Source organism: Microbacterium paulum, from assembly GCF_015707995.1.
GTDB lineage: Bacteria > Actinomycetota > Actinomycetes > Actinomycetales > Microbacteriaceae > Microbacterium > Microbacterium paulum.
The window spans coordinates 73,403-83,810 of the sequence record NZ_JAAGRY010000005.1 but is presented as its reverse complement, the minus strand read 5'-3'; the positions used below and the strand labels follow the sequence as shown (position 1 = coordinate 83,810).

Annotated in this window: 10 protein-coding genes; 7 read left to right on the top strand and 3 right to left on the bottom strand. The window is 70.8% G+C overall.

Translation table 11 applies throughout. From position 1 onward, the window contains the following. Positions 1-130: 130 nt before the first annotated feature. Entirely contained in the window at positions 131-1,120 is a 990-nt protein-coding gene (locus G3N18_RS02670; protein WP_338038185.1) for a 4-hydroxy-3-methylbut-2-enyl diphosphate reductase, read from the bottom strand. A gap of 177 nt (positions 1,121-1,297) precedes the next feature. On the opposite strand from G3N18_RS02670, the gene xseA reads away from it, so the two are divergent. The 7 genes from xseA (at position 1,298) to G3N18_RS02635 (ending at position 7,369) form a co-directional block, all read left to right on the top strand. Continuing rightward, positions 1,298-2,575 (top strand): exodeoxyribonuclease VII large subunit, encoded by a 1,278-nt coding sequence (xseA, locus tag G3N18_RS02665; protein ID WP_196382769.1) that lies wholly within the window; start codon positions 1,298-1,300, stop codon positions 2,573-2,575. 169 nt (positions 2,576-2,744) lie between these two features. Beyond that, positions 2,745-2,966, top strand: a complete 222-nt coding sequence (locus G3N18_RS02660; RefSeq protein WP_196382768.1) for an exodeoxyribonuclease VII small subunit — start codon at positions 2,745-2,747, stop codon at positions 2,964-2,966. Between the two features lie 16 nt (positions 2,967-2,982). Then, positions 2,983-3,609 (top strand): DUF4245 family protein, encoded by a 627-nt coding sequence (locus tag G3N18_RS02655; RefSeq protein WP_196382767.1) that lies wholly within the window; start codon positions 2,983-2,985, stop codon positions 3,607-3,609. Continuing rightward, positions 3,606-4,259 (top strand): carbonic anhydrase, encoded by a 654-nt coding sequence (locus G3N18_RS02650; RefSeq protein ID WP_196382766.1) that lies wholly within the window; start codon positions 3,606-3,608, stop codon positions 4,257-4,259. The genes G3N18_RS02655 and G3N18_RS02650 overlap by 4 nt, the downstream gene beginning before the upstream one ends. Positions 4,260-4,320: 61 nt before the next feature. Then, positions 4,321-5,718: a class II fumarate hydratase gene (locus tag G3N18_RS02645; RefSeq protein ID WP_196382765.1), complete on the top strand. Its 1,398-nt coding sequence runs from the start codon at positions 4,321-4,323 to the stop codon at positions 5,716-5,718. Between the two features lie 11 nt (positions 5,719-5,729). Further along, the gene (locus G3N18_RS02640) at positions 5,730-6,716 is read left to right on the top strand and encodes a sensor histidine kinase (RefSeq protein ID WP_338038183.1); all 987 of its coding nucleotides are present in this window, start codon (positions 5,730-5,732) and stop codon (positions 6,714-6,716) included. Further along, a complete protein-coding gene (locus G3N18_RS02635; protein WP_196382764.1) occupies positions 6,713-7,369 on the top strand; it encodes a response regulator transcription factor in 657 nt (218 codons plus the stop codon). Before G3N18_RS02640 ends, G3N18_RS02635 begins: the two co-directional genes overlap by 4 nt. Positions 7,370-7,439: 70 nt before the next feature. Here G3N18_RS02635 and G3N18_RS02630 read toward each other — a convergent pair whose 3' ends face one another. Next, entirely contained in the window at positions 7,440-8,789 is a 1,350-nt protein-coding gene (locus G3N18_RS02630; RefSeq protein ID WP_196382763.1) for a PhoH family protein, read from the bottom strand. 166 nt (positions 8,790-8,955) lie between these two features. Beyond that, on the bottom strand, positions 8,956-10,401 hold the full coding sequence (locus tag G3N18_RS02625; protein ID WP_196382762.1) for an aminotransferase class V-fold PLP-dependent enzyme: 1,446 nt from the start codon (positions 10,399-10,401) through the stop codon (positions 8,956-8,958). Positions 10,402-10,408 lie beyond the last annotated feature (7 nt).

Below are 10,408 nucleotides of genomic sequence, written 5' to 3'. Positions count from 1 at the left end.
CGGCGCGTGGGCGCCGCGGGCGCGCCAGCCACCACGGGTGCGCCGCCGGGTGCGGGCTCGCGGATCGCGGCCCGCTGCTCTTCGGGTGTCGCGTATTCGCCGTACTGCGGCTGCCCGCGATCGGGGTCGGTCACGACCGCGCCCGTCCCCCCAGCGCCCGCCCGTCGCGTCGGCCCGAGGCATCCTGCCGCAGTTCCTTGGGCAGCGAGAACATGAGGTCTTCTTCGGCGGTGCGCACCTGCTCGACGTCGCGGTAGCCGGCGCCGGAGAGCTCTTCGAGCACCTCCTGCACGAGCACCTCGGGAACCGACGCGCCGCTCGTGACGCCGACGGTCTCGACGCCGTCGAGCCACGACTGCTCGATCTCGTGCGCGTAGTCGACCCGATAAGCGGCCTTGGCGCCGTATTCGAGCGCCACTTCGACGAGGCGCACCGAGTTCGACGAGTTCGCCGAGCCGACGACGATGACGAGGTCGGCGTCTTTCGCGACCTTCTTGATGGCGACCTGACGGTTCTGGGTGGCGTAGCAGATGTCGTCGGACGGCGGATCGTTCAGCTCGGGAAAGCGCTCACGGAGGCGGCGCACGGTCTCCATGGTCTCGTCGACCGAGAGCGTCGTCTGCGACAGCCACACCACCTTCGACGGGTCTTTCACCTCGACGGTGTCGGCGTCTTCGGGCGAATTGACCACCGTGACGTGATCGGGGGCCTCGCCGGCCGTGCCCTCGACCTCTTCGTGGCCGTCGTGACCGATCAGCAGGATCTCGAAGTCGTCACGGGCGAAGCGCACGGCCTCGCGGTGCACTTTGGTGACGAGCGGGCAGGTCGCGTCGATCGCCTGCAGCCCGCGGTCTTGAGCGGCGTTCACGACCGCCGGCGACACGCCGTGCGCACTGAAGACGACGTGCGCCCCCTCGGGAACCTCGTCGACCTCGTCGACGAAGATCGCACCCTGCGCCTCGAGTTCGGTGACGACGTGGATGTTGTGCACGATCTGCTTGCGCACGTAGACGGGCGCGCCGAAGCGCTCCAGCGCCTTCTCGACCGCGATCACCGCGCGGTCGACGCCGGCGCAGTACCCGCGCGGGGAGGCGAGCAGCACGCGCTTGGAACCGGCCACCGGGTTATCCTGAAGCCGTCCACGCGGCCCCGGTATGCGGGGCGAGGGAAGGCGGACGGCTGTGCTGCTCACCCTTGAGATTCTACGGATGCCACGCTGGACGCGGGCCGCACACGCGCCGGCCCGCCCGCCGAGGCCGCACCCCGGCCCGCGCACGACACGACGAGGGAGCCCCCGATGACCGCGTTCGCCCCGGCATCCGGCCAGGCCGCCCCGCCCGATTCGGTGCACCCGCGCGAGTCGTCGCCCGAGACCCCCACCTCGGTCTCGCGGTTGAACGAGACGATCCGCGGCTTCGTGTCGAACTGGGGCTCGGTGTGGGTCGAGGGCGAGATCACGGCGTGGAACCTGCGCGGCGGGCACGTGTTCGGCAGGCTCAAAGACGCATCGGGCCACGCGATGATCTCGTTCCGGCTGTGGTCGTCGACGCTGCAGCGGCTGCCCGATGACCTGAAGGTGGGCGATCGCGTCGTCGCGTGCGTCAAGAGCGACTACTTCGTGAAGTCAGGCGATTTCACCTTCACCGTCTCGGCGATGCGGCTCACGGGGCTCGGCGACCAGCTCGCCCGGCTCGAGCAGCTGCGCGCCCAGCTGCGCCGGGAAGGCTTGTTCGACGAATCGCGCAAGAAGCGCCTCCCGTTCCTGCCGCACGTGATCGGGCTCATCACAGGTGAACGCAGCGATGCCGAGAAAGACGTGCTCAGGAACGCCGAGCTGCGGTGGCCGCAGGTGCGCTTCCGTACCGTCCACGCCGCCGTGCAGGGTGACCGGTGCGTCCCCGAGACCCTCGCCGCCCTGGCGACCCTCGCCGCCGACCCCGAGGTCGACGTCATCGTGATCGCGCGCGGCGGCGGCGACCCGCAGGTCCTGCTCGGCTTCAGCGACGAGCGGCTGCTGCGGGCGGTGGCCCAGGCATCCACCCCGATCGTCTCGGCGATCGGTCACGAGAACGACCACCCGCTCCTCGACGACGTCGCCGATCTCCGGGCCTCGACGCCGACGGATGCCGCGAAGAAGATCGTGCCCGATGTCGCCGAGCAGCGCGCTCTCGTGCAGCAGCTGCGCTCGCGCGCGCGCACCCGGCTGACGCAGCGGATCGCGCACGACGTCGCCCAGCTCGAGCAGCTGCGCACCCGCCCGGTGCTGCGGAGCCCCGAGGGCATGCTCGTGGCGCGATCACACGAGCTGTTCGCCCTGACTGCGCGCGGCCGCGACGTGGTCGTGCGCCAGGTGCACGAGGGCGAACGGCGCGTCGCGCAGCTGCAGGCCTCGCTCGCCGCGCTCTCCCCCGGCGCGACGCTCGCCCGCGGGTACGCGATCGCGCACCTCGAGGGCGGCGTGGTCGTGCGTGATGCAGCCCAGGCTCCCGCGGGCGTTGCGGTGATCGTGACCGTCGCGGAGGGATCGTTCGCCGCCCGTTCCGACGGCCCCGTCGCCGAGGGCGACACTCCCTGACCCACCGCCGTCACCCCGACCAGCGCCGCTCCCCACCCCTCGTCCCCTTTCGGGCAGGCGTTGTCCCCCCTGTGGCTGCTTTTGCCGGCGCGAAGCGACCACGAATGGGACATGCTTCTGCACGTGGGGGCGGGCGAAGGCGTGTCGGCGCCGACCCTAGAATGAGAGCATGACCGCTGACGCCGCAGCCGATGTCGCGAGCCTGTCGTTCGAGCAGGCGCGCGATGAGCTCGTGCGAGTGGTCGCCGAACTCGAACAGGGCGCTCCCACGCTCGAGCAGTCGCTGACGCTGTGGACGCGCGGCGAGGCGCTCGCGGCCCGCTGCGAAGAGTGGCTGCTCGGCGCCAAGCGTCTGCTCGACGCCGCTCGCCCCGCGGCGGGAGACGCCTGATGCGGTCGGAGAGCTGATGGCCGGCCCCCGCATCGTCGCCGAGCTCGGCCGCCCCGAGACCGCGCAAGAGACCGCCGACCGTAAAGCCGCCTCGTCGGCCGCGTACCGTTCGAGCAAGACGTTCCGAAACCTCGCGGCGGCGCTCCTGATCACGGTCGCCGTCGTCGCGGTGGTGTACTTCGGTGTGCCGCGCGGGTCGCTGCGCGAACCCGATCCCGTCGATGTCTCCGCCGTCGCCGACCAGGTGTCGAGCTCGATCGACCACACCCTGCTCGTCCCGACCGTTCCGGCCGAATGGCGCGCCAACGCCGCACGCCTCGAAGGCGAGACCTGGCTCGTCGTCTACGCCCCGCCGAAGGGGTTCGTGAACATCGCCCAGGGCATCGGCGTGGCCGACGGATGGGCGCCGCGGCGCCTCGGGAACGTCTCGCCGAGCGGGTCGGTCACGATCGACGGCATCGCGTGGGACGAGTACACGATGTCGGGGCAGGCGCGCCCCGACGGCATCTCGTACGCCCTGTCGACGACCGCCGGCGCCGACACCGTGCTCGTCTACGGCGGATCACTCGCACCCGAAACGGTGCGTACGGCCGCCGAAGGACTGACCGACCAGATCCGCACTCTACGCGAGGAGACCCCATGACGGATGCCGCTGTCGCCGAACGCCCGAACCCGCAAGAGGTCTGGGACGAGATGCGCGAGGGCAACGCCCGGTTCGTGTCGGGCGAGCCCCGCCACCCGCGCCAAGACGTGGAGCGCCGGCACGTGCTCGCCGCGGCGCAGACCCCGCGCGCGGCCCTGTTCGGCTGCGCCGACTCGCGGCTGGCGGCCGAGATCATCTTCGATCAGGGCCTCGGCGACCTGTTCGTCGTGCGGAACGCCGGTCAGGTCGCGTCGGATTCCGCCGTCGCGAGCCTCGAGTACGCGGTCGCCGCGCTCGATGTCTCCCTCATCATCGTGCTCGCGCACGACGCGTGCGGCGCCGTCCGCGCCGCGATCGACTCGACCGCGCTCGATTCGCCCGAACTCCCCCCGCACATCTGGCGCCTGATCGCGAAGATCGTGCCCGCCGCGCGCACCGTGCTCCGCTCGAGCGGGGGCATCGACCCGCGCGAGCTCGACGCCGAAGACGTCGGCATCGCGCACCTGCGCAACACGATCGACGACCTGCTGGCCTCGTCGCGGCTCATCGCCGACGCCGTCGCCGAGGGGCGGGTCGGCATCGTCGGCGCGAACTACCGGCTGAGCGAGGGCACCGCGGTGCCACACGTCACCGTCGGCATCGAGTCCTGACCCACCCCCACCATCGGCATACCCTGCCCGACCATCACCCCACCACGAGGACGTGACACCCATGACCGAGAGCACCGAGTACCGCATCGAGCACGACACGATGGGAGAGGTGCGCGTCCCGAAAGACGCTCTGTACGCCGCGCAGACCCAGCGCGCCGTCGAGAACTTCCCCATCTCGGGCACGGGTCTCGAGTCGACCCAGATCGCCGCGCTCGCCCGCATCAAGAAGGCCGCCGCGCTCGCGAACAAGGAGCTCGGCACCCTCGACGCCGCGATCGCCGACGCGATCGCCGCTGCGGCCGACGATGTCATCACCGGCCGCTACGACGACCAGTTCCCCGTCGACACGTACCAGACCGGCTCGGGCACGTCGTCGAACATGAACATGAACGAGGTGCTCGCGACGCTCGCGACCCGCCACCTCGGTGCCCCCGTGCACCCGAACGATCACGTCAACGCGTCGCAGTCGTCGAACGACGTCTTCCCGACGTCGGTGCACATCGCCGTCACCCAGGCGCTCATCGACGACCTGATCCCCGCGCTCGACCACCTCGCCGTGGCACTCGAGGCGAAGGCCGTGCTCTGGAAGGACGCCGTGAAGTCCGGACGCACCCACCTGATGGATGCCACGCCGGTCACCCTCGGCCAGGAGTTCGGCGGCTACGCCCGACAGATGCGCCTCGGCATCGACCGCGTGCAGGCCGTGCTCCCCCGGGTCAGCGAGGTGCCCCTCGGCGGCACCGCCGTCGGAACGGGCATCAACACCCCCACCGGTTTCCCGCAGAAGGTCATCGAGCTCCTCGCCGCCGAGACGGAACTGCCGATCACCGAGGCGAAGGACCACTTCGAGGCTCAGGCCAACCGCGACGGCCTCGTCGAGGCATCCGGCGCCCTGCGCACCATCGCGGTGTCGCTCACGAAGATCAACAACGACATCCGCTGGATGGGCTCGGGGCCGAACACGGGCCTCGGCGAGCTGCACATCCCCGACCTGCAGCCCGGTTCGTCGATCATGCCCGGCAAGGTGAACCCCGTCGTGCCCGAGGCGACCCTGATGGTGTGCGCCCGCGTCATCGGCAACGACGCGACGGTCGCGTGGGCCGGGGCATCCGGCTCGTTCGAGCTGAACGTCGCCATCCCGGTGATGGGCACGGCGCTGCTCGAGTCGATCCGTCTGCTCTCGAACGCGCTGCGCGTGCTCGCCGACAAGACGATCGACGGCCTCGAGGCGAACCTCGAGCGCGCCGCCGCGTACGCCGGCATGTCGCCGTCGATCGTGACCCCGCTGAACAAGCTGATCGGCTACGAGGCGGCGGCGAAGATCGCCAAGCACGCGGTCGCGCAGGGCATCACCGTGCGTGAGTCGGTGATCGACTTGGGTTACGTCGAGCGCGGCGAGCTGACCGAAGAGCAGCTCGACGCGAAGCTCGATCTGCTGTCGATGACCCACCCTGGTTGATAATCGTCAGTGTGAACCGCACCGCCGGCGCCGCACGGGCGACGACCGCCCGCCGCCCCCGCACGCTCGGGCTGGTGCTCACGACCGTCGGGGCGGGGTTCGCGGTCACGGCGATCGGCGTGCTCGTGGTGCTCGTCGCGACCTCGGCCGAGGTGTCGTGGCCCGCCGTGGCGATGTTCGGTGCGGGCGCACTCGCGACCCTCGCGGTGACCGCGATCGTCGGGTGGGCCCTTCTCGACGACCCGCGCTCGGCGGCTGCGACCGACGGGGCCGAGGCCTCGTTCGACACGCAGCGCAGACTGCTCGATGACGTGCGCCACGAGCTGAAGACCCCGATCACGATCGTGCGCGGCCACCTCGAGCTGATGGATCCGACCGATGCGACGGATGCCGCGGCGACCCGCGAACTCGGGATCGCCGAGCTCGACCGCATGACGCGGTTGATCGGTGACATCGATCTGCTGGCGGCGGTCGAGTCCGACAGCTTCTCGATGGGCGACGTCGACCTCGCCGAACTCACCCGGCGGGTCGCCGATCTGGTCGGAGTGATCCCGGGCCACGCGTGGAGCGTCGAGCAGGTGGCCCGCGCCATCGTTCGGGGCGATCGAGACCGGCTGCTGCAGGCGTGGCTGCAGCTGGCCGACAATGCGGCGAAATACACCCCCGAAGGCACGGCGATCGAGATCGGCAGCGCCGTGCACCCCTCGGGTGCGCAACTGTGGGTGCGCGATCACGGCCCCGGCATCCCGCCCGCGATGCGCCACCGTGTGTTCCGCCGTTTCGACCGCGGCGCGGGCAAGCGCTCGGTGGGCGGGTCGGGGCTGGGCCTCGCGATCGTCGACGCGATCGCGAAGGCGCACGGCGGCCGGTGCACCGTGGCCGAGACCCCCGGCGGCGGCGCGACGCTGACGCTCGAGATCCCGATCGGCAACGGCGCTTCCCTTCCCATGCCGGTGCGCGCCGGCGATGTCGTACTCCAGCGAGAGGCCTCCGGATGACCCGCATCCTCGTCGTCGACGACGAACCCCACATCCTCGCCCTGGTCACCCGGGCCCTCCATGCCGACGGCTACGACACCGTCGTGGCTGAAGACGGCCAGGCGGCCCTCGACCGCGCGCTCGAAGGCGACATCGACCTCGTCATCCTCGACGTCGGCCTGCCGACGCTCGACGGGTTCGAGGTGCTGCGCGGGCTGCGCGCCGAAGGCGGCGGGATGCCGGTGATCATGCTGACCGCGCGCTCGTCGACCAGTGACGCGGTCGACGGGCTCGATGCCGGGGCGAGCGACTACGTGCCCAAGCCGTTCTCGGTGGCCGAGCTGATGGCGCGCGTGCGCTCACGGCTGCGCGAGCGCACCGGCGCCATCACGATGGTGCTCTCGCACGGCGATGTGACGCTCGACATCCTCGCGCGGCGCACGACCGTCGCGGGGCGCGAGGTCGACCTGTCGGCGCGCGAGTTCGCGCTCGCGGAGCAGTTCCTGCGACACCCCGGCACGGTCCTGACGCGCGAGGTGCTGCTCAGCCGCATCTGGGGCATGCATTTCGACCCCGGCTCGAACGTCGTCGACGTGTACGTGCGCTACCTGCGCGCGAAGCTCGGCGCCGACCACATCGTGACGGTGCGCGGCGAAGGCTACCGCTGGGAGTAGTCCCCCACACGGCATGCAGCGCGCCACCTGAGGGCTCGTGTGGCGCGCTGCATGCCGTTTCGACGAAGGGTCAGCTCAGCTCGCCCTGCTCCAACAGGTCGGTGACGAGGGCGGCGATCGCCGAGCGCTCGGAGCGCATGAGCGTCACGTGGCCGAACAGGTCGTGGCCCTTGAGCGTCTCGATGACCGACGCGACACCGTCGTGCCGGCCGACCCGCAGGTTGTCGCGCTGGCCGACGTCGTGGGTGAGCACGACTTTCGAGTTCTGCCCCATGCGGCTCAGCACCGTCAGCAGCACGTTGCGCTCGAGCGACTGCGCCTCGTCGACGATCACGAACGCATCGTGCAGCGAGCGACCACGGATGTGGGTGAGGGGCATGACCTCGAGCATCCCGCGCGCGACGACCTCTTCGAGCACGTTGCCCGAGACGACCGAGCCGAGCGTGTCGAACACCGCCTGACCCCACGGGTTCATCTTCTCGGCCTGGTCGCCGGGCAGATAGCCGAGCTCTTGACCCCCGACCGCGAAGAGCGGGCGGAAGACGATGACCTTCTTCTGCTGCTGGCGCTCGAGCACCGCCTCGAGGCCGGCGCACAGGGCGAGCGCCGACTTGCCCGTACCCGCGCGCCCGCCGAGCGACACGATGCCGACCTCCGGGTCGAGCAGCAGATCGATCGCGATGCGCTGCTCGGCCGAGCGGCCGTGCAGCCCGAACACATCGCGATCGCCGCGGACGAGCTTGTAGGCGCCGTCGCCGGTGACCCGGCCGAGGGCGGAACCGCGTTCGGAGTGGATCACGAGGCCCGTGTTCACCGGCAGCCCGCGCACGTCGTCGCTCGAGGCGACCTCGCTCTCGTAGAGGTCGCTGATGTCGTCGCCCGAGACGTTCAGGTCGGCGATGCCCGTCCAGCCGCTGTCGACCGCCTGCTCGGCGAGGTACTCCTCGGCGTGCAGGCCGAGCGAGGCGGCCTTCACACGCATGGGGAGGTCTTTGGAGACGATCGTGACCTCTTGCCCGTCCTGGGAGAGGTGCATCGCGACCGCGAGGATGCGGGTGTCGTTGTCGCTCAGGCGGAGACCTGCCGGGAGCACCGAGGCATCCGTGTTGGCGAGTTCGACGCGCAGCGTGCCGTCCTCACCGACGGGAACGGGAAAGTCGAGCCGGCCGTGCTCGACCCGCAGCTCGTCGAGGTGACGCAGCGCCTGCCGGGCGAAATACCCGAGTTCGGGGTCGTTGCGTTTGGCCTCGAGTTCGGTGATCACCACCACCGGGACGACGACCGAGTGCTCGGCGAAACGGAAGAACGCGCGCGGATCGCTCAGGAGCACCGACGTGTCGAGCACGTAGGTGCGGAGGTCCTGATCCACCCCCGTCGCCTCATCGAGGTGCTGCTGCTGCTCTGGAACTCGTGTGGTCACAACCCACTCCCGCCCCGGGTGAGGATCACCCGGCAGTCTCGAGTCGACCAGGGCCACGAGTCGTGGAGAGGCCGACCCGACCGGGCGCCTTGCCCGATGTGATGACCGTACGACCGGGGTGGATGCCGCCGCACGTACGACACGCCGCCCCCAGGTTGCCGGGGCGTTAAATCTCGGTGCGTGGCGCGCCGCTCGCGTCGTGCGGCGCGTCGCCGTCGAAGGCACCGTCGTCGAAGGCGGCATCGTCGAAGGCGCCGTCGTCGAGGTCGTCGTCGGCGACCTCGATCGTCGCGATCACGACCTCTTCATCGGGCTCGATGGCGATGTCCGCATCGTCATCCGAAGAGAACGCGGATGCCTCGTCGACGGCCTCGTCGCCGCCGGCAGAGACCTCGGACGGCAGATCGATGACATCGATCGTGAAGACCTCGGCGCCGTCGATGCCGCCGATCCCGCCGATCCCACCGGCGTCACCGCCGAAATCGACCGCGCTGACGCGCCGGCTCGCCGCGTCGGCGAGGGCGTCGCCCAGCTGCAGCAGGCTGTCGGGGCCGTTGCCGACGTGCGCCGACACGCGGATGCTGGCGCCGCGCGCCGTCACGGTGACGCCGTGGTTCGCGAGGGCTGCCGCCAAGGCAGATGCGTCGGCGGGGACCGGGAGGAGGGTCACGATTCCGGCGTGGGCGTCACGAGGCGTGAGCACGGGCACGTCGTAGCGATCGGCGAGCTGCATGACCTCTTGCGCGCGGGCCCGGACGAGGTCTGCGACGAGAGACACCCCGGCCTGTTCGATCTCGCGGAGGGCCGCCGTGAGCCGCGAGGCGGCGAGCGGATCGGAGGGCGCGACCGAATAGGCCGCGGCGCCGTCGAGCACCCCCGGCACACCGAGCGAACCGGCATCGCCGCGCATGCCCGAGATCCCCGAGAGCACGGGCTCGATGCGCTCCCGCGCGGCGGGCGAGAACCGTGCGAACCCAGTGCCGCGCCCGGCGCGCAGCCACTTGTAGCCGTTGCCCGTGATGACGTCGGCGACGCTCCAGTCGACGTCGACGACCCCGAACGCCTGAATGGCGTCGACGATCAGCAGTCGGTCGCCGATCGCCTCTCGGATCGCGGCGAGGTCGACGAGAGCGCCCGTGCGGTAGTCGACGAGGCTGAGCGCAACCGCGGTGACGTCGTCGGTGAGGGCCTCGACGATGGCATCCGTCGTCACGATGCCGTCTGCCGGGTCGATCTCGCGAACGCTCAGCGCCCCGCGTGCCGCGGCAGCGCGGGCGGCGCTCACGCGCACCGCGGGGAAGTCCTGCGCGGGTACGACGACGGTGCCCCCGAGTCCGAACATCGCGTGCAGCAGGCCGTGCGTGGTCGACGGCTGCAACACGATCTCGTCACCGGGCACGCCGAGCAGGCGCGCGATCAGCTCGCGCGCTTCGGCCGAGCGCGCCCCGACCAGGTCGATGCCGGCCGTGCGGCCGGTGCCGAGCAACTCGGCGTCGGCGCTCATCTCGTCGCGGACGGCGCGCGAGAGGGGCCCGAACCTGGCCCAGTCGAAGTATCCCGGTTCGACGTCGAACGATTCGATCAGGGCATCCGCGTCGCTCACGTCTGCCATTGTGACA